The 26830-nt window shown below is 64.8% G+C and carries 20 protein-coding genes and 1 pseudogene; 12 read left to right on the top strand and 9 right to left on the bottom strand.

Annotated elements, in window-relative coordinates:
• Positions 1 to 342 precede the first annotated feature (342 nt).
• Genes CH274_RS24545 through CH274_RS24535 form a run of 3 tightly spaced genes read right to left on the bottom strand, consistent with a single transcriptional unit; the run spans position 343 to position 2557 of the window.
• The gene (locus CH274_RS24545; protein ID WP_094659235.1) at positions 343 to 744 is read right to left on the bottom strand and encodes a RidA family protein; all 402 of its coding nucleotides are present in this window, start codon (positions 742 to 744) and stop codon (positions 343 to 345) included.
• Between the two features lie 50 nt (positions 745 to 794).
• On the bottom strand, positions 795 to 1538 hold the full coding sequence (locus tag CH274_RS24540) for an IclR family transcriptional regulator (RefSeq protein ID WP_094659234.1): 744 nt from the start codon (positions 1536 to 1538) through the stop codon (positions 795 to 797).
• Entirely contained in the window at positions 1535 to 2557 is a 1023-nt protein-coding gene (locus tag CH274_RS24535) for a sugar kinase (protein ID WP_256993686.1), read from the bottom strand. Before CH274_RS24535 ends, CH274_RS24540 begins: the two co-directional genes overlap by 4 nt.
• Positions 2558 to 2681: 124 nt before the next feature.
• On the opposite strand from CH274_RS24535, the gene CH274_RS24530 reads away from it, so the two are divergent.
• From CH274_RS24530 to CH274_RS24515, 4 genes are read left to right on the top strand one after another with little or no spacing between them, the layout of a single operon-like run.
• A complete protein-coding gene (locus CH274_RS24530; RefSeq protein ID WP_094659233.1) occupies positions 2682 to 3965 on the top strand; it encodes an alanine racemase in 1284 nt (427 codons plus the stop codon).
• A gap of 13 nt (positions 3966 to 3978) precedes the next feature.
• On the top strand, positions 3979 to 5592 hold the full coding sequence (locus tag CH274_RS24525; protein ID WP_256988257.1) for an N-acyl-D-amino-acid deacylase family protein: 1614 nt from the start codon (positions 3979 to 3981) through the stop codon (positions 5590 to 5592).
• A 5-nt stretch (positions 5593 to 5597) separates the two neighbouring features.
• Positions 5598 to 6227, top strand: a complete 630-nt coding sequence (locus tag CH274_RS24520) for a bifunctional 4-hydroxy-2-oxoglutarate aldolase/2-dehydro-3-deoxy-phosphogluconate aldolase (protein WP_094630839.1) — start codon at positions 5598 to 5600, stop codon at positions 6225 to 6227.
• A complete protein-coding gene (locus tag CH274_RS24515) occupies positions 6224 to 7666 on the top strand; it encodes a GntP family permease (RefSeq protein WP_094630690.1) in 1443 nt (480 codons plus the stop codon). The genes CH274_RS24520 and CH274_RS24515 overlap by 4 nt, the downstream gene beginning before the upstream one ends.
• Positions 7667 to 7730: 64 nt before the next feature.
• Here CH274_RS24515 and CH274_RS24510 read toward each other — a convergent pair whose 3' ends face one another.
• Together CH274_RS24510 and CH274_RS24505 are read right to left on the bottom strand one after the other, a co-directional pair.
• Positions 7731 to 8840, bottom strand: coding sequence for a hypothetical protein (locus CH274_RS24510; RefSeq protein ID WP_094659232.1), 1110 nt, complete (start codon positions 8838 to 8840; stop codon positions 7731 to 7733).
• A gap of 70 nt (positions 8841 to 8910) precedes the next feature.
• On the bottom strand, positions 8911 to 10092 hold the full coding sequence (locus CH274_RS24505) for an NAD(P)/FAD-dependent oxidoreductase (protein WP_094659231.1): 1182 nt from the start codon (positions 10090 to 10092) through the stop codon (positions 8911 to 8913).
• Between the two features lie 268 nt (positions 10093 to 10360).
• On the opposite strand from CH274_RS24505, the gene CH274_RS24500 reads away from it, so the two are divergent.
• Positions 10361 to 10630: a hypothetical protein gene (locus CH274_RS24500; protein ID WP_045194358.1), complete on the top strand. Its 270-nt coding sequence runs from the start codon at positions 10361 to 10363 to the stop codon at positions 10628 to 10630.
• 196 nt (positions 10631 to 10826) lie between these two features.
• Positions 10827 to 11234 carry a VOC family protein gene (locus CH274_RS24495; protein ID WP_045194355.1) on the top strand — a complete coding sequence of 136 codons (408 nt, stop codon included), beginning with the start codon at positions 10827 to 10829 and terminating at the stop codon, positions 11232 to 11234.
• 12 nt (positions 11235 to 11246) lie between these two features.
• On the opposite strand, the gene CH274_RS24490 is transcribed toward CH274_RS24495, so the two are convergent.
• Positions 11247 to 12221, bottom strand: coding sequence for a sigma-70 family RNA polymerase sigma factor (locus CH274_RS24490; protein ID WP_094659237.1), 975 nt, complete (start codon positions 12219 to 12221; stop codon positions 11247 to 11249).
• Between the two features lie 91 nt (positions 12222 to 12312).
• On the opposite strand from CH274_RS24490, the gene CH274_RS24485 reads away from it, so the two are divergent.
• The 4 genes and pseudogenes from CH274_RS24485 to CH274_RS24470 all read left to right on the top strand — a co-directional run bounded on the left by CH274_RS24485 (position 12313) and on the right by CH274_RS24470 (position 16959).
• Positions 12313 to 13293, top strand: a complete 981-nt coding sequence (locus CH274_RS24485) for a GTP pyrophosphokinase (RefSeq protein WP_032395080.1) — start codon at positions 12313 to 12315, stop codon at positions 13291 to 13293.
• A 50-nt stretch (positions 13294 to 13343) separates the two neighbouring features.
• A complete protein-coding gene (locus CH274_RS24480) occupies positions 13344 to 14813 on the top strand; it encodes a DUF2079 domain-containing protein (protein ID WP_094659230.1) in 1470 nt (489 codons plus the stop codon).
• Positions 14814 to 14869: 56 nt separating this feature from the next.
• Positions 14870 to 16063: pseudogene (locus CH274_RS24475) on the top strand (sulfite reductase subunit alpha); the annotation flags it as partial.
• Positions 16064 to 16140: 77 nt separating this feature from the next.
• On the top strand, positions 16141 to 16959 hold the full coding sequence (locus tag CH274_RS24470; protein WP_094659228.1) for a TY-Chap domain-containing protein: 819 nt from the start codon (positions 16141 to 16143) through the stop codon (positions 16957 to 16959).
• Between the two features lie 18 nt (positions 16960 to 16977).
• Here the strand turns inward: CH274_RS24470 and recD are convergent, their stop codons facing one another.
• The 3 genes from recD to recC are packed head-to-tail and all read right to left on the bottom strand — an operon-like array spanning position 16978 to position 25450.
• Positions 16978 to 18840 (bottom strand): exodeoxyribonuclease V subunit alpha, encoded by a 1863-nt coding sequence (gene recD / locus CH274_RS24465; protein WP_094659227.1) that lies wholly within the window; start codon positions 18838 to 18840, stop codon positions 16978 to 16980.
• Positions 18837 to 22178, bottom strand: a complete 3342-nt coding sequence (locus CH274_RS24460; protein ID WP_094659226.1) for a UvrD-helicase domain-containing protein — start codon at positions 22176 to 22178, stop codon at positions 18837 to 18839. Before CH274_RS24460 ends, recD begins: the two co-directional genes overlap by 4 nt.
• Complete coding sequence (recC, locus tag CH274_RS24455; protein ID WP_094659225.1) at positions 22175 to 25450, bottom strand: exodeoxyribonuclease V subunit gamma; 3276 nt, start codon at positions 25448 to 25450, stop codon at positions 22175 to 22177. Before recC ends, CH274_RS24460 begins: the two co-directional genes overlap by 4 nt.
• 146 nt (positions 25451 to 25596) lie before the next feature.
• On the opposite strand from recC, the gene CH274_RS24450 reads away from it, so the two are divergent.
• The gene (locus tag CH274_RS24450) at positions 25597 to 25947 is read left to right on the top strand and encodes a VOC family protein (RefSeq protein ID WP_032395074.1); all 351 of its coding nucleotides are present in this window, start codon (positions 25597 to 25599) and stop codon (positions 25945 to 25947) included.
• 172 nt (positions 25948 to 26119) lie between these two features.
• Positions 26120 to 26824 (top strand): excalibur calcium-binding domain-containing protein, encoded by a 705-nt coding sequence (locus CH274_RS24445; protein ID WP_094659224.1) that lies wholly within the window; start codon positions 26120 to 26122, stop codon positions 26822 to 26824.
• Positions 26825 to 26830 lie beyond the last annotated feature (6 nt).

Genomic DNA, 26830 nt, shown 5'->3' with positions numbered 1-26830 from the left:
CACAAGCGGATGGCTGATACATCGAATGCTTTCACCAAAATAAATTCGGCACTGACATTCATCGACACACTGTTGAGTTCTCAAAGAACACGCACACACCGTCGCTGCCGTTTGCACGGTAACTTCGGGGCTTACACGCTCGAACCCCAGGCATGGCTGATACCATCTCGCCTTGCCTGGGTTGTTCAGTGCACACTCCGTACAACCTCGTTATCCCAGTCCGTGAAGACCGGGTCGGTGTCCGTGTCGCTCTGACTCGACAAAAGTTACGCGAAGACCAACGCTTACGCAAATCGCCTGGTCAGATGTAATTTTCGTGTGAACATCTGCCGCCGGACTCGGTCAGACGATCGCGACGGCGTCGATTTCGACCAACATCTCTTCTCGTGGCAGGCCCGTGAACACTGTCGTGCGGCTCGGTAGGACGTCGCCCGAGGTATGCGCCGACACGAACTGTCCGTAGGCGTCGTTCATGGTGGAGAAGTCTTCGCGCTTGGTCAGATAGACCCTCAGCATGACGACGTCGTCGAATGTCGCACCGCTGGCCTCGACGATGGCCTTGACGTTCTCGAGAGTGCGGGTCGTCTGTGCGGCAACATCGTCTGGGTACAGGTACTCGCTGGTGACCGGGTCGACCGGTCCCTGCCCCGAGACCTGAACGAACGGTCCCTTCCGGACTCCTTGAGAAAAGGTGTGAGCCGGTGCGGGCGCGTCTGTGGTGCGGATTTCGATCTTTTCACTCATTGTGTTCCTTCCGTCGAGCTCTCGTCCTGTGTCTTGCAGTCCTGGGTTTCTCACGGTCGCCAGCCCAATCCCTCGGAGATCGCGGCCGCGGCGCGCTGTACTTCGGGGAGTGTTGCGAGGACTTGTTGGTGATCGAGCACCATGTCGGGAACAGACATCGACACCGCTGCCACGACCTCGCCGGTTCCGTCGCGCACTGCGCAGCCGATGCAGTTGACGAACGACTCGTGCTCCTCGCGGTCCTCGGCGAACCCCTGCTCGCGCACGAGGTCGAGCTCGCGCAGATAGCGCTCGGCCGTCGTGATTGTTCGTTCGGTGAACGGTGTGTATGTGATGCCGTGTGCAATCTGCGCTCGTTCTGCCTCGGGACGGGCCGAGACCAGAACCTTCCCCACAGCTGTGCAGTGGAGTGGTGCGGGCTTTCCGATTCGCGAATACATCCGCACACTCTGTTGGGCGTCGAACTTGTCGATATAGATCACGACGCCTGCCTCGTAGGTGGCGAGATGGACGGTCTGACCGGTGATCGAGTTCAGTTCGGCCAGATGCGGCCGCGCGATGCTCCGAACGTCGCGCTGTTCGAGCGCTCGGTTGGCGAGCTCGAACAGCCTGGATCCGAGCTGATAGCGGTGATCCACGTCGTGCTGGACGAATCTGTCGGCTTCCAACGTGCGCAGCAGGCGCAGCACGGTCGTCTTGTGAACCTCGAGGACCGACGCCAACTCGTCGAGTGACCGCGGGCCGTCGCCGAGCAAGCCGAGGAGTGTCATCGCTCGCGCGAGACTTTGACTCACTGCGATACCCCCGAGTGACGCGCGGTGGTGACTGCGTAGTCCAGCCTCGCCCAGTCGGCGTCGTGCAGTTCGGCCAGTTCGATCAGCACCGCCAGGGGCAGCACCGAGGCGATGTCACCGTGCCCGGTCAAGGCACCCGCCGCGCAGAGATGCCCGAACCGAACGCGCTCGACGGAACTCCTACCCAACATCAGTCCGGTCAGATACCCGCCCGCGAACGCGTCTCCGGCACCGATCTTTTCGACTACGTCGAGCTTCAGCGCCGGTACGTCTACCCGAGAGGTTCCCTCGAACGCCGTCACGGTGTGCGCGTCGTTCTTGATCACCAGATGGCGTGGCTGCGGGAACATCTCGCGCAGCTCGGCGGGATCGGATGTGCCGAACACCAGCGCAGCTTCGTCGGCCCCCATGGACGCCACATCGCTTCCCCGAACATGTTCCCCGAGCACATCTGCAGCTGCGTCCGGCCGAGACTTCCACAGCGCCGGCCGATAGTTCAGATCGAAGCTGACGACGGTGGGTAGACCCATCAGGGACCTCGTCAGATCGGCCGCGGTATCGGAGATCGCCACGGTGATCCCGGTGAAGTGGATCAAGTCGGCACGATCAACCAAGGTCGCCGCACGCCCGTCGATGTCTCCGGGCGACAGGGCGCTCGCAGCCGAGCCGGCACGGAAGTACGTCATGGCACTGTCTCCGCACGCGAGGTCGTGTCGATCATCGGAACCCGAGCCGCGTTGCTTCACATACATGCCCGTGGGTCGCGCGTCGTCGACCGTCACACCGGAGGTGTCGACACCTGCCGCGTCCAATTGGCCGACGAGGTACCGGCCGAATCCGTCGTCGCCCACTCTCGAGATCCACGATGCATCGACGCCCAGTTGACCGAACACCCTTGCCACGTTGGCTTCAGCGCCACCGGCCGTGCGATGGAAGGTGTCCGAATTCTCCAGTGGGCCAGGCTCGGCGACCAGAACGACGAGGCCTTCGCCTACGCACACCGCTCGTGGTGCTTTCACGTCGATCTCCTCGAACTCTTGCGGGAACGCTGGCTTTCGTTGCAGACTACAAATCATAAACACATTGCGCAACTAGCGTTGCACAATACGCAACGCTTTCGATTTCGAGACCCAGGAGACGACCGTGATCGACACCGATGCCGTCGAGGCACTCAGCCGGCGAGTGCTCGGACCCGAGCACAAGGCGCTGCCACCCAGGTCGTGGGGGCACACCATCGAGAGCTTTCTCGCCACGTCGCCACGACTCTCCGAGTTCACGACGCCCGTACTCACTCTCGACCGCGCACGCATCGCGTCGAACATCTCGGTCATGGCCGAGTGGACGGCGCGCGCGGGAGTGCTGCTCGCGCCCCACGGCAAGACGTCGATGGCCCCTCAACTGTGGAAACAGCAACTCGATGCGGGAAGCTGGGCGATCACCCTCGCAACGGGATGGCAGGTTCAGGCAGCGCGTGCGTTCGGGGTCGAACGGGTCCTTCTCGCCAATGCCGAGATCGATCCTGTCGCACTGACATGGATTGCGGCCGAACTGGATTCGCATCCGACATTCGAGTTCTATTGCTGGGCGGACAGCGTCGCGACGGTGCACGAGATGGACCGCATCCTGGCGGCGCAGGGAACACGCTCCATCCCGATCATCGTCGAACTCGGTGGCCCGCACGGTCGCACCGGAGCGCGGACGACCGACGAGGCGATCGCGGTCGCTCGTGCGATCGCGTCGTCGCCGCGGCTGACCCTGGCCGGGGTCGGCGGCTACGAGGGCGCACTCAGCCACGACCGGACCGACAGCGGCCTCGCGGCGGTTCGGACCTACCTCGACAACGTCGCCACCCTTCATCGCGCGCTCGATGCCGAAGGGTTGTACGGCGACCATGCGATCGTGACTGCCGGCGGTAGCGCCTACCAGGACCTGGTTGTCGAGCGGTTGCACTCCCTCACCACCGGCGAGGGTGTACCTACCGAGGTGGTGCTGCGCTCGGGTGCCTATGTGGTGCACGACGACGGCTTCTACTCGCAGATCTCACCACTGACTCCCGCCCGCACCGACGCGCCGCTGATGTCTGCGATGCACGGATGGGCTCGGACGGTATCCCGGCCGGAACCCGGTCTCGCGCTGCTCGATGCAGGCAAGCGGGACTTTCCGTTCGACGAAGGTCTGCCGGTCCCCCAGCTGGTTCGAGGAACCGAAACCCTCGATTCCGGTGCCGCTGTCACAGCGCTGAACGATCAACACGCGTTCCTTCGCCTACCGGCCGAGGACGCCGCGGCGCTGCCGGTGGGATCGGTGGTGCGGTTGGGCCTGTCTCACCCGTGCACCGCCTTCGACAAATGGCGTCTGGTTCCCGTCGTCGACGACGCCGATGGCGATGATCCCCGCGTCGTCGATCTCGTGCACACATTCTTCTAGAAAGCCGAAACCCTTGTCCGATATCCTCATTCGAGGTGCCGACGTCATCGACGGCACCGGGTCACCGCGGCAGCGTCGTGACGTTCTCGTACGCGACGGTCTCATCGCCTCGGTCGCCGAACCCGGCACCGTTCACGGTGCCGACAGAATCGTCGACGCCACCGAGGGGCACGTCCTGTCCCCCGGGTTCATCGACATGCACGCCCATTCCGATCTGCGTCTGCTGACCGACCCCGACCACTTCCCGAAGATCAGTCAGGGCGTCACCACCGAAGTCATCGGACAGGACGGAATCGCCTACGCTCCGATCGACGACGCGACGCTCGATGTGGTGCGGCGTCAGATCGCCGGATGGAACGGCAATCCCGTCGACCTCGACTTCTCGTGGCGTTCGGTCTCGGAGTACCTCGCTCGCCTCGACCAGGGCATCACTCCGAACGCTGCCTATCTCGTTCCCCAGGGAACACTGCGATACCTCGCGGTCGGCCCTGATCAGCGACCCGCGTCGCCGTCCGAGATCGCCCACATGCAGCAGTTGTTGGCACAGGGGCTGCAGGAAGGTGCCGTCGGGATGTCGAGCGGCTTGACGTACACGCCCGGAATGTACGCGGACACAAGCGAATTACGAGCGTTGTGCGAGGTCGTCGCCGACTTCGGTGGGTTCTATGCGCCGCACACTCGGTCCTACGGCGCGGGCGCGCTCGACGCGTATCAGGAGATGCTCGATCTCTCCGAGCAGACGGGATGTGCGCTGCATCTGACTCACGCGACGATGAACTTCGGCGTCAATCGGGGCCGGGCACGCGAGTTCTTGGACCGCGTCGATTCGGCGATCGCGAACGGCTGCGACGTCACCCTCGACACGTATCCCTATCTGCCCGGAGCCACCACCTTGTCTGCGCTGCTTCCGAGTTGGGCGATGTCGGGTGGCCCGGACCGCGCGCTGGAACGACTCGACGATCCGGACATGCGTCGACGCATCGCACGAGATGTCGATGTCAACGGGTCCGACGGCTGCCATGGCGTCACCGTCGAGTGGGAGACCATCCAGCTCAGCGGGGTGGCGAACCCCGACCTCGATCGGTACGTCGGACGCACGATGTCCGACATCGCGTCCGAGGCGGGTAGGTCCCCGGTGGACGTGTTCTTCGACTTTCTTCGACGAGACGCGCTGGCCACCACCATCCTGCAGCACGTCGGACACGAGGAGAACGTGCGCGAGATCATGGCGCATCCACGCCATATGGGCGGCAGCGACGCGATCCTGGTCGGCGAGAAGCCGCACCCGCGCGCCTGGGGAACGTTCCCCCGCTACCTGGGTCACTACGCGCGAGACGAGCAGTTGCTGTCACTGGAGGACTGCGTCAATCACCTGACCGGCCGTCCCGCTGAGCGACTCCGCCTGCGCGCCCGCGGCACGATCGCCGAAGGGTACGCAGCCGATCTCGTCCTGTTCGACCCGGCCACCGTCCGCGACACCGCCACGTTCGAGAACCCGAAACAACAGGCCCAAGGCATCAGCCACGTCATGGTCAACGGCGCGTTCGCCATCGACGAGCATCGCCCCACTCATTCTCTGGCAGGCCACGCCCTGCGGATGAACCCCACCGGAAGGCAAACATCGTGAACGCCATGACGACCATTCTCGAGGATCGCACACTGTCGGTGGTGCGCGCCCCGCACATCTCGGATTCTGCTGCGTTGGCAGATGCGCTCGCGCGCGGAGGAATTCGCGCGCTCGAGCTGACCTTCACCACGCCCGGCGTCCTCGCGCTGATCCGCGCGGCATCGGACGCAGGTGCAGTCGTCGGGGCGGGCACGGTCCTGACCGCCGACCAAGCCCGGTCCGCGATCGACGCCGGGGCGCACTTCGTCGTGACACCCGGGCTGCGTCCCGACGTTGCCGCGATCGTCACCGACGCCGGAGTCCCGCTGATGATGGGCGCACTCACCCCGTCCGAGGTGATGACCGCCCTCGATCTCGGAGCCGATGCCGTGAAGATATTTCCGGCTCGGACCGTCGGGCCCGCGTATTTCAAGGATCTGCTCGGCCCCTTCCCCGACGCACAACTCGTTCCGTCCGGCGGAGTCAACGCGGGCAACGCTGCTCAGTTCCTGACATCAGGTGCCGTCGCAGTGACTGCAGGTACCGATGTGGTCCCACCGGCGTCGGTCGCGGCCGCCCAGTGGGACGACATCACCGTGCGAGCGCAGGCGTTCGTGGCGGCTATCAGTGCACACATCAAGGAAGGCTCGTCATGAATTCTGTCGTCGACTGGCTCAGGACCTCGACTCCTGGTCTACTCGTACTGTGCGGCATCGCAATTGCCGTACTGCTCGTAGTCATCATCAAGGTCAAGCTCGAACCGTTCATCGCACTTCTCATCGTCGGCCTCGGATTGGCTCTGGCTGCCGGTTTGCCCGTCAACGAGATAGTCGGCACCGCGATCAAGAGCAACGAGTCGCTTCTCGAAACCGGGTTCGGCGGCATCCTCGGGCACATCGCAGTCATCATCGGACTGGGAACGGTCCTGGGGGCGATTCTCGAAAAGTCGGGTGGTGCACAGGCTTTGACCGCCAAACTACTCGGGATCTTCGGCGAACGCGGAGCACCCATCGCAATGGGACTGCTGGGGCTGATCTTCGGTATCCCCGTCTTCTTCGACATCGGCATCTTCGTGCTGGCACCGCTGGTGTACGTGGCGGCGCGTCAAGGCGGAAAGTCGTTGGTGCTCTATGCGCTGCCGATGCTGGCCGGGTTGTCCATGACGCACGCCTTCCTGCCGCCACACCCAGGTCCGGTCGCCCTCGGCGGGTTGCTCGAGGTGAACCTGGGCTGGCTCATCCTGTTCGGATTCATTTGCGGGATACCAGGATTCATCGCCGCCGGCCTGGTCTGGGGTAACTGGATCGGTAAACGCGTCATCGTCGACGTCCCCGAGGACTTCATCAACGACGGCGACGACGCAAGCACCACCGAGAGTGGAGGCGCAGGCACGGTCGCAATTAAGCGCCCGGTCGTCACGACGCCGCCGTCGGTGGGCACGATCGGAGCGATCATTGCCGTTCCACTGGTCCTGATCCTCGGGGCCACGTTCGGCAGCATTCTGCTCGATCCCGGAAACCTCCTCGAAGTACTCACCTTCTTCGGCACACCGGCCGTCGCGCTGCTCATCGCAGTTCTGATCGCGTTCTACGTTCTGGGCATTCGACGCGGATCGACAGTCCAGGAACTCAGCAAGCTGACCGGAGAGTCACTTCGTCCGGTGGGCATGCTGTTGCTGGTCGTCGGAGCTGGTGCGTTCTTCGGGAAGGTCATCTCGGCCACGGGTATCGGCACGGCGTTGGCCGACACCATGGCAGCCGCGGGCCTACCGATCATCGTCTTGGCCTACATCATCAGCTGCGCCCTGCGCGTGGCGCAGGGCTCGGCCACAGTGGCCATCGTGACGACCGGCGGAATCGTCGGACCCCTGGTAGCGGCGCAGGACTACTCGGCTCCGGCCGTGGCGCTCATCGCCATGGCCATCGCGGCGGGCTCGATCATCGCCAGCCACGTCAACGACGGCGGATTCTGGATCATCGCGAAGTTCTTCAACCTCACCGTCAAGCAGACACTGCAGACGTGGACGGTCCTCGAGACCATTCTGTCCGTGGTCAGCTTCGCCGTCGCGGGGATTCTGTTCGCAATCATCGCCTAGAGCCGGTGGCGCGATTCAGTGGCCCGAACGGCAGTGAATCGCGCCTCTGCGCCGATGGTGTCATTCAGTCGCGCCACTGTGTCCGCACTTGATTACCGACGAAGTGCGTGTTCTCGGCAGACATCTCCCGGCTCCCCGACCGCCCGACGAGGTCGTCGATCCGATCGTCCAGGCTGTGCGCACGGGCCATCGCGTCGGAGGTGCGTGCCTCGGTCTCCGAGGACTCGACCACGTTCGCGAGCCGAACCAGCGCAGCCACCCGTCCGGTCAACTGTTTCCACACCACTTCCAGTGCGACACGGCGGGATTCGACCTGTGCTGCTGTCTCCTCGTCGACCATCGTTTCACCGATCCGATTCAACTCGGTCGCTACCGTATGCAACGAGGTGGCATCGACCGAGATCTCGGTGAGTTCGACGAACAGGTCCAGCTGTTTGCGTTGGATCTCGAAGTACGTCGACTGCCATGCCGGCGACCGACGCACCCGATCGAACGCCGTGCCGGCAAGGAACAGCAGGGTGTCGTAACGATCGACGAAGCGGTCGTCCTTTCGATCCACGAACTGATCCACCACTCCTGTCGCCCACTCGACCCTGTCGGCCACCGGAGTTCTGCGCGCCAGCGTGCTCACCCGATCCGTGGCCGCGTCCACCAGCGAGAGGCCACGCTCGGCGATCGGGCCGAACTTCTGTGGTGCAGGCGTTTTCGTCAACGCATCGAAGATCGCGTCCCGCTGGTCCAGGTCCAGATGCACACCTTCCCTGCGCTCTTTGCGCGCCGCGCGTACCCCGGTGGCGTAGTGGCGATTCGACATCACCACGGTGGTGCGGTGGTGATTGACTCGTTTGGTCAACTCTGCAGCACGGAGTTTGTACACGAGCGCCGATCCGGGCTTGTTCGTCGTGTCCTTGCCGAGCCAGCGATCGCGCTCGTCCACCAGATTGCGCAGTGCGCCGAATCCTCCGATCGACGGCAGCGAGCGTCCGGCATGCCATCGGCCGACGAGGACTGCTCGGGTGGCCTCGTCCACTCGTCCGGCCGCGATGGCGACAGCCGCCGCGTCGGACAGCTGGTCGGAGCGACCGGGCAGCCGGCAGTCGGCACAGCGGCGATGGACCTCGTCGTCGAACCGGGCACGCTGATCGGCCGACTCACTGCGATCGAACTCGGACATCGTCTCTCCTAGGTCGCGCCGAATCGCCGGCGTCGTCGACGGATCGCTCGCGATCGAGTGTTCCAGAAGGTCAGATAAGTCCGCGCAACGATTGTTCGGTCTGCGGCTTCTTCTCCGCCAACAGGCTGCGCGCCACGTCGAGCCCCTCCCAGACGTTCCACATGAGCACGCCCCGGACGACGGCATCGTCGTCGAGGTAGTAGACGACGCCTTCCTTCCCCACCGATTTCCAGTCCTCGACGACGGTCAGCGTCGTGGACACCGTGCCGATCGCTTGATAGCCGTCGTCGTACACGTCGGAGTAGAAGTACGGGGTGTACGTGTAGGGATCTGCGGCACCGGCCATGTTGCGTCCGGCAGCCTTACCCATCTCGGTCGCATTGTCGACATGCTCTATGCGTCGGCGTCCGAGAATGGCGTCGGGGTAGTTCGCCACGTCACCGGCGGCGTAGACGCGTTCGTCCTCGGTGCGAAGAAACTCGTCGACGATCACGCCGTCGTCGACTGCCAGCCCCGCAGCCTCGGCCAGTTCCGTGTCGGGTCGCACACCGAGTCCGAACACGACTCCGTCCGCCTCCACGGTCGAACCGTCGTCGAGTTGCAGTTGCACGCGCGCCGACGCCTCGGCTCCGGAAACGACCCTCGTTCCTCGGCGCACGGTCACACCGTGGCCGGCGAAACCCTTGTCGAAGCCGGCTGCCAGGCTCTGCGGAAACATGTGTCCGCCGAGCACGGAGTCCGACGTGACCAGTGTGACCTTCACATCCTGGAGAGACAGCGCAGCTGCGATCTCGGTGCCGATGTATCCGCCGCCGACCACGGCGATGTGGTCGGCGGTCTTCGTCAGTTCACGCAGCGCCCGGTAGTCGGCGAAGGTGCGGAAGTACACCACGCGCGGGCTGGGGGTCAGTTCGATGCGCGTCGGCGTCGCCCCCGTTGCCAGGAGCAGCTTTCCGTACTCGTGGGTGTCTCCGGATTCCGTGGTGACCGACGAGTTCGAGCGGTCGACCGATAACACCCGAGTTCCGGTGTGCACCGATGCGTCGGTGTCGGACGCCGTGTCGAGCGAGACCTGATCGCGGCCGAATTCCGGGTCGGTCCACAGCTTCTTCGACAGCGCCGGCCGGGTGTACGGCGCATCGGGGTCCGCGCCGAGTATTCCGATGGAGCCCGTCGCGTCCTGCTCGCGGATTCCGCGAGCTGCGCTGTCCGCAACCATTCCCCCACCGATGATCAGGTAGTCGTAACGCATCGTTCACTCCTCGAAAGTCGACGTATCCGCTCCGCGGCTACCCGGAACATCGCGAGAAGAATCCTTCGAGCCGTTCCGTCCGAAGAACCCGCAGGTAGCGGAACCGACCGGACTGTATGCAGCATCACACCCCGAAGAGGTTGGCCCAGGCCCGTCGAGTGGGCATGTTGGTTTGGGCGACGAAACATCGTTTTTACTCGGATGGAGCTGTAACGGTTCCGGCCGACCGAACGACTCACACCTCAGGACGCGAACAAAAGGAGACGATGTGACTGTTCAGATCGATTCGCTCGCAATTGGCACCGACAGTGCCGACATCGCGACAGCTGACGTCGACCAGCTCTTCGACGAAGTTTCAACGCTGGACGCCACCATCCTCGACGCCATCGAGCGTCGCACCCGGCTGGCGCGCACGCTTGCTGCGGCAACGCCCGGCACCACCGAGTCGGACGAGGCATCCGACCCCTACGCAGATCTCGGCAACGACGGCCACGTCTTCTCGCGCATGCTGTCGCGCCTCGCGCAGATCACGCGATAGCCAGCAGATCACGCGATAGCGACACGCCCCCTTCAGCTTCGCAGTCCGCGACCCCGTCGAGCACCCGCTCGGCGGGGTCGCGTCGTGTCGGCACATCTTCACCCGATGACTTTTCGGATCGACAGCTGTCAGTACGAGCAAGACCGTTGTTCGACGGTTCGACGCAGCAGGTTCTTCACGGAAAAGGTGTGTACCCATGTCACGTTTGTTGTTCGCCAACATGCCCGTTCGCGACGTCGTCGCCACCCGCGCATTCTTCGAGGGTCTCGGATTCGAGTTCAACGACATGTTCAGCGACGAGAACACCGCTTCCATGATCGTCAGCGACCAGGCGACGGTGATGTTCCTGGCCACCGCGCGATTCGAGGACTTCATCTCGGACTCGATCTGCGACACCGGCTCGGCCCGAGAGGTGCTGATGTGCATCTCGGCCGATAGCCGCCACGAGGTCGATTCGCTCACCGACGCGGCGATCGCCGCGGGTGGATCGAAGTGGATGGAACCACAGGACCACGGGTTCATGTACGGAAGGGCGTTCCGAGATCTCGACAATCATGTATGGGAAGTGATGTGGATGGATCCGTCCGCCGTCTCGGAGAGCTGACCGACCTTTGTTCTAGAGGCGGTCGGGCAATCCGAATCGATCGAACAGAGACAGATCGAAGAAGCAGGCCACGTGTCCGACCCCTCTGGCATCGACATCGAGCACGTGCAGCTGGAACGGCCGGTGCACACCGTCCTCACCCAGCATGTACAACCCGTACGCCGGTTGTCCGTTGGCAGATGTCGACACCATCCGCATATCGCCTGCGCCGTTTGCCGGGCAGTTGTTGCGGATGAGTGATCCGATCGTCTCGCCGCCCTGGTACCACCCGACGAACGGCGGCATCTCCCACACCGCGTCAGTGGTGAACAACGTGACCAGCCGGTCGATGTCGTAGGCCTCGAAACAGTCCACGTACTGGGCGAGCAGTTGCTGCAGTTCTGCCGATTCGATCGGCTCGATGTCGTCCAAATCGGGCGCGATCTCGTCGAGGCGCTCCCTGGCTCGCTGCAGGAGGCTGTTGACCGCGGTCGTCGTCGTGGCGAGAACCTCGGCAACTTCCGACGCTTTCCACTGCAACACTTCGCGCATCAGCAGCACCGCGCGTTGTCGCGACGACAGATGTTGCAAGGAGGCGACGAAGGCGAGCCGCACGGATTCCTTCGCCACCACGATCGATGCGGGATCACTCGCATCCGCCAGATCGGAATCTGCAATCGGCTCCAACCACGGAATCTCGTTGTTCTGCACGAGTTCGTCGGTGGGGCCTGAACTCGGTGCACCCAAGCCCGTCGGCAGGGGACGCTTCGCCCGGCCGTCCAGAGCGGTGAGACAGGTGTTGGTTGCGATTCGGTACAGCCATGTGCGCAGGGACGAACGGCCCTCGTACTTTGCGTACCCCCGCCAGGCGCGAATGTACGTCTCCTGCAACAGGTCCTCGGCATCGTGGATCGACCCGGTCATGCGATAGCAGTGCGCGAGCAACTCACGACGGAAGGGATCGAACTGCTCGACGAAGTCGTCCTTCTGTTCCGAAGCCACGGTCATGCGGTAGAGCGTAAACCGCACACGGTCACGCCACAGCTCGAATGCGCGCCGCCGACAGGATCGGCGGTACTTCTGCGTTAACCTCGGCATCGTGACATCGGCAACGAGTATCGACGACTTGGTCGAAGAGCTGTACCTGCAGCGTCGTCGAGCGTGGGAAGCCGCTCTCGTCACCGCGCAGAATTTCCTCGAGACCATCGCCGACGAGATTCTCGAGGACGTCGATCGAGACCGACTGAATGCGCAGACGGCACGCATCAAGGACCCGGGCAGATCGGCCGACAAACTGCGCCGCTATCTCTCCGAGGGCCGCATCACCGAGCCGACCGACGCCGATGCCGTCGCCGAGGCTCTGCCCGATCTCGTCGGCGTCAAGGTGCTCTGCAAGACCCCGCGCGATCAGCTGACGTTCGTCGCTGCTCTCGAGCGTGCGTGCAACGACCCGGAATGCTCTGTTCGGTTCGCGCAACCACCGACCGATTACGTCGCCTTTCCCAAGCCGAGTGGCTATCGCGCGTACCACGCGGTGCTGGTCGTCCGAGTCGCAACGCATCAGGGTGATCTCGATGTGAAGGTGGAAGTTCAGGTCAAGACGCGCTTGCAGGACGCCTGGGGCGAGCTGACCCACGAAGACATGTACAAGCCCGGTGAGGCGCTCAAGCCGACCAAGAAGCACACCGACTACGCCGCACACATGGCCCACCTGCTCGATCAGGTGGATGCGATGGCCGACGATCTGGCCGCGCAGCTCGACTCGTTGACGGCCGCGTCGAAGGACGGGGGTGTGCTCGCGGCCGACCCGATACCGAAGGACCCGGACTTCATCAGCGCCAGGGTCACCCGTACCGGTCCACGCTATGCACTCGCCGTCGGACCGGACGGCCGTAGGGGCCTCGTTCCCGCTCGATCGGTGAAAGCAGTCATCGGCTCGACCGACCGGATCGCCGTCGACGATTACCTCGAAGTCGGCGACTTCATCGATGTGGTGGTCGAGGACTCCGAGGATGCGCTCTACTACCACCTCACCTCGCAGCCGCCGCGCCGCAAACCAGCGAAGAAGCGCAAGCGCTGACCGGCGGTTCTCAGGAACATCTCACGTCGGTCCGGTAGACATGCCTTCTCGTGACCACTACCGAGAAATCCACGGTCGTCACCGATGCCGACAGTGTCGACACAGCGACCGACGAAACAGCCACCACAGACCGGCGCTCGGCGTTCCGTTCCGCCGAGACGCTGGTGCCGGTCGTCTCCTTCGCCGTGCTGGCGACCCTGTATTCGGTGATGTCCGTCCTCGGCCATCGCCAGCTCCGTACGTCCGGATTCGACCTGGGGATATTCGTCCAACAGATCGCGTCCTACTCGCAGTTTCGCGCGCCGACATCCGACCTGCTCGGCACCGGCTACAACACGCTCGGCGATCACTTCTCGCCCATCACCGCGTTGCTGGGGCCCCTCTACCGACTGTTCCCGCACGCCGAGACACTGCTGATCGCACAAGCGGTGCTGTTCGCGCTCGCAGTGATTCCGATCAGCCGACTGGCGGTACAGAATTTCGGCACGGTCGTGGGCATCGTGACGGCCGCGGCGTTCGGACTGTCGTGGGGCGTGCAGGCCGCGCTGAACTTCGATTTCCACGAGGTGGCGTTCGCGATGCCCCTGCTGGCCATGTCGATGGTCGCGCTGGTCCGACAGCATTGGCTGCCGGCCCTGGCCTGGGCTCTACCGTTGGTGTTCGTCAAAGAGGACATGGGCCTGACGGTGATCGTCATCGGGGCGTTGGTGGCGCTGTGGACGACCGGCCGAACGCGCCTTGCGGGGGCGCTGACTGCTGTGTGGGGATTGACCTGGGTAGTGCTCGCGGTCAAGGTGATCATCCCGGCCCTCAGCTCGGACAACTCGTACGATCAGGGCTCGAAGCTGCCTCCGCTCGGCGAGGGCATAGCCGACACCGCGCACGGTCTGGTTGCCGGCGATTCACGGGCGGCCACAGCATTTCTGCTTCTCGCGGTCACCGGCTTCTTCGCCCTGAGATCGCCACTGCTCCTGGTCGCGGTCCCGACGGTCGCATGGCGCTTTCTCAGCGACAACACCAACTTTTGGAAACCGATCTACCACTACAACGCGATCCTGATGGTCATCGTGTTCGTCGCCCTGCTCGACGCGTTGGCGCGTAGCCACCGCCACGGTCAGCTCACCGAACGTGGCCGGAAGCTGATCGTCGCGTTCGTGGCAGCCTTCGCGGTCATCGCGCTGCCGTTCCTGCCCATGTCACGTGTGGTGCACGCGCAAGAATGGACGATCGATCCGCAGGCCGCGACCGCACGAGAGATCTCCGAGTGGATTCCCGCCGGTGATCGGGTTGCGGCGTCGAACAATCTCGTGGCTCAACTCGTCGCCGACCACGAGGTCTCGGTCTTTCCGCAGCGTACGACCGATTCGACCGTCCCGGATTGGATCGTCGTCAACCGGCAACGACCTGCGGGGTGGCCGACGGACGAGACCGGCGACCGTCAGGCGATCGACCGGGCGCTGGCGAGCGGATACGACGTCGTCTTCTCCGTCGACGGAATCGAGGTCCTGCACCGCGAGTGAGTGGCCCCGATTAGTGTTCGAACGAGTCGACCTCCCAGTCGGCTCACAAGACGACTACCGCAAGGCAGGTACAGGACATCGACGCTCGAACCGGCGATCTCGGCGCCACCAAGACCGCATCGAAGCGCTCACCGTGGAATCGGAAGAATCCCTATCGCGCGCAGATTCTGGGCAACCGACGTCTCTCCGGCCCCACGTCGGCCAAGGAAGTTCGACACTTCTCGATCGCGCTCGGCGACAGCGGCATCGCCTACGAGGCCGGCGACGGATTCGGCGTCAAACCCGTCAACGACGCGGCGCTGGTCTCGGCCGTGATCGAGCGTCTCGGAGTGCCTGCCGACACCGCTGTCCACACCAAATCCGGTGAGATCACCCTGGCGGATGCCTTGACCACGGACTACGAGATCGGCATCCCGTCCATGGATCTGATCGAGGCCGTGGCCGAACGCGCCGGTGACGCCGAGCTCGATCACGTTCTGCAGAACGGCGACCGCGCGTCGTTCGACGCCTGGACGTGGGGTCGGGACGTCGTGGACGTTCTCGACCTCGATCGGTCGGGAGCGTTCGATCCAGCCGAGTTCCTCGGACTGCTGCGACCACTGCAACACCGGGTGTACTCGATTTCCTCGTCCCCGATCGCGCACGAGGGCACCGTGCATCTGACCGTGTCCACGGTCCGATATCGGTCCGCCGAGCGTGATCGCGGCGGCGTCTGCTCGACGTATCTGGCCGACCGCGTCGGGGAGCAACAGCAAGCCGGGGTGTTCCTGTCGGCCAACAAATCGTTCCGCCTTCCATCCGACGACACCCCGATCATCATGATCGGGCCGGGAACCGGAGTGGCACCGTTCCGAGCATTTCTGCACGAGCGTCGAGCCCGGGGCGCAACAGGCGAGAATTGGCTGTTCTTCGGCGATCAGCATCGAGCGAGCGACTTCCTGTACGAGGACGAACTGGTCGATTTCGAGCGCGACGGTCTGCTGACTCGACTCGATCTGGCCTTCTCCCGCGACCAGCCCCAGAAGATCTACGTTCAGCACCGCATGCGTGCGGCAGGCAAGGAGCTGTACGGGTGGCTCGAAGCGGGTGCGCTGATCTACGTGTGCGGCGATGCGGCTCGGATGGCCAAGAGTGTCGACGAGGCACTGCACGAGATCGTCGCAGAGCACGGTGGCCGCTCCCCCGACGCCGCCGAGGACTACGTCAACGACCTCAAGCGATCCAAGCGCTACCTTCGCGACGTTTACTGACCCAGGTTCTTGTCGGACCCTCTCGCTACGGTCTCGGATACAGGCATCAGTTCTCGTCCGAGAAGAGGGTTCGCATCGTGACCGCATTGCAGAACGGCCATTTCGACTCCGCCACCGCGCTTGCGTGGGCCACGTTCACCGAAAACCTGCACGCCCGTCTTCGGACCCTGCCGAGACGTGACTACATCACGGTTTCCGCTGCCCAGGCGAGCCCCGGTGAGCGCGGATTGCGGCCGTACATCGACGTGGCAGCGACGGACGGCGGCGTGCTGGTGTCGGTGGCAGCGCTGCCGTCACTGCTGTACCCGGATGCCCCGGACGCAACGGCCATGGATGTGCAGCTCCTCGACTTCGGTTGGCTGGATCGAGGCAAGCCGGTCGCAGACGGGTCGATCATCGATCTCACGCGCACCGACACCCGAGCAGATGCAGCGCTCGTCGCGGAGATGATCACTTGCGCATTCCGGGAGCTCTGGAACGTCCCACATCCGTCGTTCCTGAGCGTGTGGAGCGTCGCGGCCGACGCTGCGTCGTCGGGACCGGTCGACCTGCAGCGCGGGTTCGTCGGTAGCACAACCGTCGCAACGACCGAAAGCCCGTCGGAGACATCCGAGGACGTGCCTGCCGAGCTGAGGTCACTGCAAGCGTTGTGCCAGTTGGTCGGTCGACGCGTCGATGCGCACACTGTTCGATCGGTGTGCGCCGACGGCGATATCGACGCGTTGAAAGCGCAAGCACTGTCGCTGCATCGATCGGCCGCCGTCCGGGCTCGCCCCTCCGCCGACGCGACTGGCAACAACTCGATCGGGGTATGGAAGAACCTGGCCCGCACATGGCTTCTGGTCGCACACAGCATGGACGTCGTGACGAGGGCAGACCGGCATGCGTGCCGGTGACGAACACGATCGAACGAGCTACAGGATCTTTCGGCGCAGCCCGCTCGCCCGCAGCACCTGACGTTCGACGCCCGCGCGGATGGCCTCCTCGGTACCGATCACTCGAACGTGCGATCGTGCGCGGGTGATGGCGGTGTACAGCAGTTCTCGCGTCAACAGCGTCGATGCCTCGGCCGGCAGCAGAACCGAGACCGTGTCGTACTGACTGCCTTGGCTGCGGTGGATCGTCATTGCGTACACGGTGTGTACCGAGGAGAGCACATTCGGGTGAATCAACACGTGGCCACGACCTCGAGCAAACGCCGCCATCGGAGTCCCGTTGTCTCCCAACACCACAACGCCGGTGTCTCCGTTGTAGATCCTCGCCTCGTGGTCGTTGGCCGTGACCAACAACGGCTGACCGGGATACCACAGCGAAGGGTCGAGAAATGTTCCGGTGCCTTCTCCTACCCACTCCATCGCTTGCCGATCCCACCGCGAGACTCCCCATCGCCCCTCGCGGTGCGCACACAGGAGGCGATGTTTCTCGAGCCCGAGCAGTGCTTCGGTGGCATCCCCGCGTACGGCGGCGGCGGTGACCTCGGCTGCGGTGTCGATCACGTCCGAACGTAGAGCGTCGACGTCGTCGGGGCTCTGAAACGAAATCTCCTCCGCGCCGGATTCGAGCAACGCCATCACATCGTCGGCCCGGCCGTCCCTGACGGCCACGGCCAAGCGAGCGATGGCTCCGCCGAAGCGTCGGCCACGACTGAGCCGAACGACGCCGCCGCGCAATCGGTCTCGCTCGAACGCGCTCAGCGCCGCTTCTTCGGGATCCTCGGCGGCGGCGAAGTCCGCGTCGACGAGCTGAGCCAGAACCGGGTTCTCCGTGCCGGTGACGGGTCTGGCCACCAGATCGGCCAGCACCGCGCCTGCATCGACCGACGTCAGCTGGTCCGGGTCGCCGACGAGAATCAACCGAGACTCGGGACGTACGGCTTCGAGCAGCCGACACATCATCGTCAGAGACACCATCGAGGTTTCGTCGACGACGACGACGTCGTAGGGCAGCCGATTCTCCGCATCGTGCCGAAACCGCGTCTTGCTTCCGGGCTTCCATCCCAGAAGTCGGTGGAGCGTCATTGCTTTCAGGTCCGCAGGAAGTCCGAGGAGCCCGGCTTGTTCGGACACGGATTCCTGCAGTCGGGCTGCGGCCTTACCGGTGGGTGCGGCCAGTCCGATGCGCAGATCGCTGCCGTGTTCGCGTACGAGGAGCGCCAGAATTCTCGCTACGGTGTGGGTCTTTCCGGTTCCGGGTCCGCCGGCGATGACCGTGGTCCATTGTGTCGCTGCCAGAGCCGCCGCTATCCGCTGCCGATCGGGGGCGGCCGTGGGTGCACCCGATCCATCCACGAACAGCGCGGCCAAGGCCCCGCCGATCTCGACGGCATCGGCGGGCGGGTGGGATTGCGAACGCACGTCGAGGAGATCCCGAACGGTGCTCTCCTGCAGATGGTATCGGTCCAGATACAGCAGCTCACCCTGATCGGTGTCGACCAGTTTCAGCGGCCTCAACGGCCCATTCGAGCTGCCGACCACCAGTGGACTCACCCTCAGCGCTTGGAGCACGTCGTCGAGCTCGGGCCACGGGAGTGCGCTCGGATCGACGTCCGAATCCTCGTCGACGGTGACGTCTTGCAGTCGTCGCAGATCCAGGCACACCGAGCCGGATCGCACCGAGCGCACCGTCAGAGCGGTGGCGAGCAGCACGTGCTCCGACGATTCCCCGGCCAGGGCACCGAGGCGCAACGCAACGTGTACGTCGGATGCCGACAGCACACCCACGTCGTTGAACGTACGTAGAATTCCACTGCCTCGCAGCGCAATCGAGACACCGGTCATCGGCTCGCCCTGCCCGCGAGCAGATCCGACAGCTCGACCACCAGAGCTGCGGGCGGATCCCAATCGAACACTCCGCATCCTGCGGGAGTCTGCGGTCCGACCATGCCCCGCACGAACAGGTACCGGATGCCGCCGAGATGTAGTTGCGGGTCGTAGTTCGATTGACGCCATCGTAGATATCGATGCAGCGCAACGGCATACAGGATTGCCTGCAGCGGATAATGCGAGCGGATCATTTCCTGGGCCATCTTCTCGCGGGTGAAGTTGCCGGTGGTCAGATCGCCTCTCGCGATTCGATTCGTCTTGTAGTCCACCACGACGTATCGAGGTCCGGCCACGCGCAGAACCGAATCGATGCTCCCGGTGAGGAAGCCGCGAAGCGGTGTTGCCTCGAGATCGTCGAGCAGATCTGCGTAGGACGCGAGCACGTCCGTCGGTTCGAGATGGCGACGCAACAGCCGCGCCACGGACTTCAGCGTGACCGTGTCCGCCACCGGATCGTCTCCGCCGGCCAAGGGCAGCTCGAAGTCGAGCTCGGCCAGATGGTCGCACGGCGCTACGTCGGCCAGCGTCCCGAAACCCAACGGTGTCTGCATCACCGGTAACAGAGCCTGGGCCAACGCCATCGGATCGACCTCCGCCATTCGCGACGCGACCGCCGCAGCGCAGCGACCTTCGAGTTCCGCGAGCAGGTCCGGTGCGGACGTGTCGACGTGTTCGAGAGCCTCGTGGACGAGCGTTCCGAACGCCGCACCGGCAGGCATGCCGTTCATCGGTGACGCGATTCCGTCCAGCTGTTCGTCGATGTACTCGCTTCCTGGATAGTCGCCGCCGACCGACGTCTCGGCGGGCTCGTCCGTCTTCTCGGGATGCTCGGCCTCGCTGGTCACTCCTACTTCGAGCCGGCCGGGCGCGGCGTCGTGAGCATGAGCTGTCAACGCGGAGTACGACGTCCGACGCCACAGTAGGTCGAGGGTTCGATCGAAGCGTGCGGCGGCAACGTCGAGGTGCGGTTGCTCGGGACGAATCCAATGTGCAGTGGACGGCTCACCGGGCCCCACCGGTTCGACCGAGATGAGCCCGGCTGCCGACCCGACCCAGGATTGGAGCCGGTTCGCGGTCGTCGCGTCGTCGAGAACCTTGTACGACGGCTCGGGCAGAGCGATTCCGGGGATGCGTCCGAACAGCATGCGGTGCAGCGAGGAGGTCGCGGTGTTTCGGCCCGGTGCCCACCACAGCACGATCCGGCACTCGGCGCGGGTGAGACCGACGTAGAGCAATCGCAGTTCCTCGCCTGCCTCCTCCTGATCGTTGAGGATCTTCCTGGCCGCGTACCCCGCCCCGGACGGTCCGCCGACGTCTCGGATTCGCTTGCCGTTCTCGTGCAGCAACAGCGTCGACGGCTTGCTGAAGAACAACGTGTCCCAGGCGTAGGGCAGGTAGACGACAGGGAATTCGAGCCCTTTGCTTCCGTGTGTCGTCATGATCTGCACTGCTGCGGAATCACTGTCCAGTCGACGGCTCCGGTCGGTCGACCCGCCCGCTGCCGGTTCCTTGATGCGGTCGGTCAGCCAGCGAGTGAGGGCGGTGATTCCGTAGGACTCGGATACCGCTGCGCGATTGAGCAATTGGGCGATGTGTCGCAGATCGGTCATCGTGCGCTCACCGGATTCGACCGCGAGCAGCCTCGCATCGAGTCCGGACTGGGCCGACACGCGCTCGAAGAGTGCTGCGAACCCGGCCTCGTCGAACAGCACCGAATACTCGCGCAGACGACTGCTGACCTGGGACAGCGCGTCCTCGGCTCCGGAGTCGAGTCGCGCGGCGGTCCACCCGAGCAGCGGAGTCAAGGCGGCCAGACGTACGCGATCGGTGCGATGAGGTTGCTCGATCGCCTGCAGCAACCACAGCCAGTGTCGTGCACTCTCGGTGCCGAACACGCTGGTGCTGCTCGATACGACGGACGGCACCCCGACCGCGTCGAGTGCGTCCCGAATCAACGCCACCTGCTTGGTCGTTCGGGTCAACACGGCAATGTCCCGCGGTTCGATCACCCGAGGGCCGTCGGGACGCTCGATCACGGCATGTCCGGACAGCAGCTCGACGATGTCCGCCGCAACGTCCGCCGCAACCCGGGATCGGAGGCGGTCGACCGTGGGAAAACCCTGTCGCAGTGGACCAGCGCCGGTTCGGGGAAGATATCGCAACCGCAGGGGAGGATGTCCGACCATGCGCGAGAGAGGGTTTCGAGCCTCGACTCGGTGCACCACGATGTCGTCGTGACCGAGGGCTGCGCCCCCGTACAGATGATGCAGGGCGTCGAGCAGCCCCGAATCACTACGCCAGTTGGCAGTGAGCTCGTAGAGGTGGTCCGCGGTCTGCACCGCGTCGAGGTAACTCAGTACCTCGGCTCCACGGAACGCGTAGATGGCCTGCTTCGGATCGCCGACGAGGATGAGCGTGGTGAATCCGTGAAACGCCCGCCGCAGAATGTCCCATTGCATGGGGTCGGTGTCCTGGAATTCGTCGATGAGCACGACGCGGAATCGGTCTCTCACTCGGGCGCAAGCGGCCTCGCCGTGGACGGGGTCGGACAACACCGAATGCAGAAGTCCCAGCAGATCGTTGTAGTCACGCACCCCGAGCAGGCGTTTGCGACGTTCGATTTCCCGGCGCGCTTCCCTGGCGAACCGCACACGCAGTCCAGGCTCGCGGTTGCTGTCGTCCAGGTCCTCGATGTCGGGGTACAGAATCGACTGCGGGTCACCCACGGCCGCCAACGCCAACTGCTGAGCGTCCCGCCTACCGAATGCCGGCGCCTCGTCGTCACCGCTGAACATCTGCAGATACAGGTCGTCCACGACCTGTTCGAGCAGGTCCGAAACCGATTCGACGAAGGCCGATTCCGGTTCGCGTTCGCCCGCGATGCCGAGCCCGTCGAGCATGCGCTGGCAGAAACTGTGAGTGGTGACGATGGTTCCGGCGTCGAAGTCCGACAGTGCCCGTCGCAACCGACGACGCCGCCGGTCCACTTCGGCGTCGTCGACGGTTGCCAGAAACGCCACGAGTGGATCCCGAGATGCGCGAGCGGTGTCCGGCTCTGCCAGGTCCCGGGCGATCGAGGCGAACCTGCTGCGGGTGCGGTCTCGGAGTTCCTGGGTCGCGGCCCGACTGAACGTCACCAGGAGCAGGTCCGAGATCTCGGCGATCCCTTCGGCGATGTAGCGCGCGGCCAATCCCACGATCGCGTACGTCTTGCCGGTCCCGGCGCTGGCTTCGAGGACGGTAGTTCCGGTCGGCATCGGACCGAGCAGGTCGAATCCGCGGGCGGCAGTCATGCGTTCCCCATGTTCTCGGCGGTCAGCAACGGGTCCCACAGCTTTCGCGCGAGAATTCCGAAGCGGCTCTTTTCGTTCGACGGCTCGGTCTCGTCGGCATGCGGGGTCGCGGCGAGCAACGTCTGGAACGACAGTGTCGACCCATGGACGTAGCGCAGCGACCGGTCGGTCCCGTCGCCGAAGTCGCCCCGCCACGCCCACGCGGCCGATTCGTAGCCGTCCTCGATGGTTCCGCCACCGAAGCGCTTCTCCGCGTAGGCCGACGCGGTACCGGTCGATATCGGCAGCGGCGAGGTCATTCCGCGATCACGCAGGTCCACCAGGTCACGCAGCACGGCTGCGGGGTCCCGCGGGGCGCTCAACCGAGAGCGACGAGGCGGGCGCATCCCGCTCGCTCGGCCGATGGTGACGGCGCTCCACTCCCCTGGCTGGGATGCGGCCACCGCCAGCAACCGCACCCACGCGGCCAGTCGATGTTTGGCGGCCAGGCGCGAGTAGGACGATCGCGCCAGCGTACGGCCGTGAATTCCGGTGACGGTGCCGGTCAGGCGGCGTCCGTCACCGAGATCGACCGCGACGTCGACGGTCTCGGCCGGACCCTCGTGGAAGGGAGCGGCCGCGTCGGCGATGATTCCGACGATCTGCCGGATGTCGGACATCTCTCTGCGGCCCTGATGGAACGGAGGAAGGGTGCCGCGCCGCCACTCGGCGTCCGCGAATTCCCCGATGTCCCCACCGGCGAGCACTGCCGCGAGCATCCGATCACCGATGTTCCACCGGGACAACGGATCCAGCTCGATGTCCAGACTGTCCGCCAGGTCGTCCTCGAGCTCCGGAACTCGAAATCCGAGCCGTTGCCGCAGAAAGGCCTGCACCGGGTTCTCGACGAAGGCGATCAGTTCGGCGAGCTCGACGTCCCCGCGATCGGTCGGAGGTAGTGCGTGGAGCAGAAACGGTGCCACCGGATCGGGCGTCCGCTGCTGGGAGACCGCTCCGGCCAGGGCAACGGTGTCGAAGCTGAACGGGTGTTCGGCTTCGAAGTTGTGCGGATCGAACGGCTGCAGCGGATGCCGGTGTTCGACGCTTGCGCCCGCCGTCACCTCGAGCGCGTCCATCAACTCTCGCAGCGGGATCGCGGGCGGCTTGATCGACCCGTCGACGGGGTCTGCTCCGGTGTAGAACAAGAGCAGCTTCTCCTCGGCGGACATCACCGCGTCGAGGAGGAGTTGTCGGTCCTCACTGCGGATATCTCGTTCGCCGACGGCCGGATCACGGGCGAGGATGTCGTCTCCGTCGATACTGCCCACTCGGGGGAACACCTCGTCGTCGAGCCCGAGCAACACCACCACTCGGTGCGGCACCGAGCGCATCGGCACCATGGTGCACACGGTCAGCTCGCCGGTGCGAAAGTTCGCACGGGTGGGTCGACCGGCCAGTCTGCCGGCCAACATAGCGCGCACGTCCGCGAGCCGTAGCTCGGCGGTGCCGCCGTGTTCGGTGGCGTCGGAGATCTCTCGATGTGCCTGTGCCAGTTGCCATTCGTCGGCGGTGGGCACGTCTGCGAGGAGATCGAGGGCGCGTCCCAGCTGCCGGGTCCATTCGGTCACCGATGCCGGACCGGCAAGTGCGCGGAGCACCGAGGCAAGCCGATCGACGAGCTCGGCGAAGCGGCCGCCGAGGGTGATGTCGTTGCTGTCGACGTCGTCGAGGGGCAGCGCGAGGTCGAGGTATTCGTTACGAGTCTCGTCCGCGGCCACTCCCAGCAGGATGCGGTCGAGCGCAGATTTGAATGTGTTCTGGCGAAAACCGTTCAAGCCGTATGCTTCTCGTTGCCGAACCGTCAGTCCCCAGCGAGCACCGGAGCTCGCCACCCACTCGCGCAGGCGCTCGAGATCGTCGTCGGTGAACGAGAACTTCTCCCGCACCGGGCCGCTCGCAGCGAAGTCCAACAGCTCGCTCGCCGTCACCCGCCCCTCCGAGAAATCCAGCACCGTGGCGATGACATCGAGGACGGGGTTGGTGCGGCGCAGGCCTCGATCGGCCAGGCGCACCCGCAACCGGTGTCCAGGATGCACCAGCGCCGCCTGCCCGAAGTTCGCGCGGATCAGCGGCGCATAGGTCTCGACATCCGGACACATGACCAGCACGTCCCGTGGTTCGAGCGTCGGGTCGCCGGCGAACAGATGCAACAACGACTCGCGCAGCACTTCGACCTGTCGAGCAGGTCCGTGACAGGCGTGAATCTGCACCGATCCGTCGACGAACGTTGTGCCGTCGTCGAATTCGGGAGACGGAGGCGAATCGGCGGTGATGTCGGCTTGAATTCGACCGAGCAGGGTGTTCGCCGCTTCCGGGCCCTGGTGATGCACGGTGTTCGTCGCCACCGACGCGATGGTGGCCTGGAGTTCTCGCACGTCTCGCGAGAGGCCGGCCAGCAGTGGGTGCTCGACGGCCAGAGCCGTCGTATCGTCTCGTCGGCGCGTCACCGCCGGAATCTCGGCGAGGGTGCGCCACATCGACGGGCTGGGATGCGGAACCCAGACGTGCACATCCCGAGCCTGCGACAGTGCACTCAGTATCTCGAGCTGATCGGTGGTTAGCCGGGTCGGACCGAACACCGACAACCGGCTCGGTAGGTCCACCGACTCCGGTGCATCCCTGAGTCGCGCGCAGGTCTGCGGCAGTCGTTCGGCCGGGCTCGGGCTGCCGATCCGCTCGCGCATCGCGGCCCACACCCGCGGTTGCCACAGCAGGTCCTCGTCGAGATCGCCGCCGTGGCCGTCGGTGAAACGCCCGTCGAACCAGTCGCGCAGCATCTGAGGACGTTGTGATCCGTAAGTGCGAAACAGTTCTGCCACATGCGAAGCCGTCGACCAGCGGCGTCCCACCCGGTGATCCTCGGAACCGGCACCGAGGTGCTTGAACAGAACGGCCGCCCAGGGTTCGGTTCGGCACTCGTCGATCACCTCCAGCGCCGTCCAGAGAACCCGGCCAGGGGCCCACGGATCTTCGTCGGGGTCGATGTCGTCGACCGCCGCGATGGCGCGCGATACCAATCGCGTCGGGCTCGGGAAGTCGATGTTCGCGGCGATGCCGTCGCCGTGCGAACCGCCCAGGGTGCTCGACAGTCGCTGGGTGAGCCAACGCTCGACGCCCTTGGCCGGGACCGACACGATCTCGGGTACGAACGGATCGTCCAACGGAACGGACAGGATCTCGGCGAGTGCAGCCGCGAGTGTTCCGGCGCGTTCGGCGCGGTGGAGCGTCAACACCGTTGCGGTCCCCTGCCTGCTCGTATCGGTGCCCGATTTCGGACTCGTGACGACCCTACTCGAGCCACCGACAGATTCTGCGCGATGAGTCGGGCCGCCGGATCCGGTCCATATCTGCGAACCCGAACGATTGTGAGGAGAACGCAATGATCGAACATGTGCTTGCCGTGGTGGCGGTGCGCGATATCGACTCGGCACGACAGTGGTACGAGCAGCTGTTCGACCGCCGCCCCGACAACAATCCGATGCCGAGTCTGGTGGAGTGGCGGCTTGCTTCGGCTGCGTGGCTGCAGGTGACCGTAGATCCCGAGCGGGCAGGCTCGTCGTTGTTCAACGTTGCCGTCGGAGACATCGAGGTGTTCGTCGATGCCGCTCGTTCCCGCGGTATCGACTTCGGCACCATCGTCGACGCGAACAAGGGGGTCCGACTGTCGTCGGTCTCCGATCCCGACGGCAATTCCATCACTGCCATCGGCGGCTTTCGCGAGCTCTACTGATCGGGCGGTTGGCGTTCTCACACGGGATGTAACGAGGAGCCCGGTCGGTGCGACATGGTGAACGGAAATGCGACCGACCGGTTCGGACAGAACGAGACGGTAGCTTCCGGTCTCGCGGGTGACATCTCGGCCGCGGCATCGACACCCCTCGCGACCCGAACGGACCCTCGACATGACCAGTGCCTACCCACCACCCTTTCAGCGCCCGGCACCCGAGCCACAGACGCCTCGCCGCCCCCTGTTCGGGAAGATATTCGCTTGGGTCGCAATTGTTTTCGGTGCACTTTTTCTGATCGGGGCAGTGGTCTCGTTCGAGTTCGGTGCGCTACTCGTCGGCGCGTTGCTGGTCGGCAGCGGAGTCACGTACCTTCGCTCGTCGCCCGCGCGGGGTCGCAAGGTCTGGGCGGCACCGGCCATCGCCGTCCTCCCCGCCCTGTTCGTGATCGGGCTGACCACCACGACCGAAACCGAGACCCCGACCGCCATCGCACCGGTCGCGGCCGTGCCCGCGTTGCCGACCGTCACGACCACCACCGCACCGCCGTCGACCACAACACCGGCCCCGACCACGACGACCGCGGCTCCGACCACCGAGCCGGTGGCCGCCGCCGTCGAGATACCGACGACCACGGAATACATCCCGTTGCCCGAGCCCGAACCTGTGTACATCCCGGAGCCCGTCTACACGCCGGAACCGGTGTACACACCCGAGCCCGTCTACACCGCTCCCGCGCCGTTGGCCGCAGTGCCTTCCGCTGTCTCGTACGCCAATTGCGATGCGGTCCGTGCGGCGGGTGCAGCCCCGATCTACTATGGGGATCCGGGCTACAGCATCAAACTGGACCGTGACGAAGATGGCGTCGGCTGCGAGAACTGATGACAG

This window comes from Rhodococcus sp. 06-418-5, from assembly GCF_002258285.1.
Lineage (GTDB): Bacteria > Actinomycetota > Actinomycetes > Mycobacteriales > Mycobacteriaceae > Rhodococcoides.
This window is presented reverse-complemented; position numbering and strand designations above follow the sequence as displayed.

Excerpts from the sequence above, each read along its gene's own strand:
- CH274_RS24495 (WP_045194355.1), top strand. The coding sequence starts at position 10,827 with ATGTCACGTTTGTTGTTCGCCAACATGCCCGTTCGCGACGTCGTCGCC.
- CH274_RS24450 (WP_032395074.1), top strand. The coding sequence starts at position 25,597 with ATGATCGAACATGTGCTTGCCGTGGTGGCGGTGCGCGATATCGACTCG.
- CH274_RS24510 (WP_094659232.1), bottom strand. The coding sequence starts at position 8,840 with ATGTCCGAGTTCGATCGCAGTGAGTCGGCCGATCAGCGTGCCCGGTTC.
- CH274_RS24520 (WP_094630839.1), top strand. The coding sequence starts at position 5,598 with ATGACGACCATTCTCGAGGATCGCACACTGTCGGTGGTGCGCGCCCCG.
- CH274_RS24445 (WP_094659224.1), top strand. The coding sequence starts at position 26,120 with ATGACCAGTGCCTACCCACCACCCTTTCAGCGCCCGGCACCCGAGCCA.
- CH274_RS24460 (WP_094659226.1), bottom strand. The coding sequence starts at position 22,178 with ATGACTGCCGCCCGCGGATTCGACCTGCTCGGTCCGATGCCGACCGGA.
- recD (WP_094659227.1), bottom strand. The coding sequence starts at position 18,840 with ATGACCGGTGTCTCGATTGCGCTGCGAGGCAGTGGAATTCTACGTACG.
- CH274_RS24545 (WP_094659235.1), bottom strand. The coding sequence starts at position 744 with ATGAGTGAAAAGATCGAAATCCGCACCACAGACGCGCCCGCACCGGCT.
- CH274_RS24515 (WP_094630690.1), top strand. The coding sequence starts at position 6,224 with ATGAATTCTGTCGTCGACTGGCTCAGGACCTCGACTCCTGGTCTACTC.
- CH274_RS24490 (WP_094659237.1), bottom strand. The coding sequence starts at position 12,221 with ATGACCGTGGCTTCGGAACAGAAGGACGACTTCGTCGAGCAGTTCGAT.
- CH274_RS24505 (WP_094659231.1), bottom strand. The coding sequence starts at position 10,092 with ATGCGTTACGACTACCTGATCATCGGTGGGGGAATGGTTGCGGACAGC.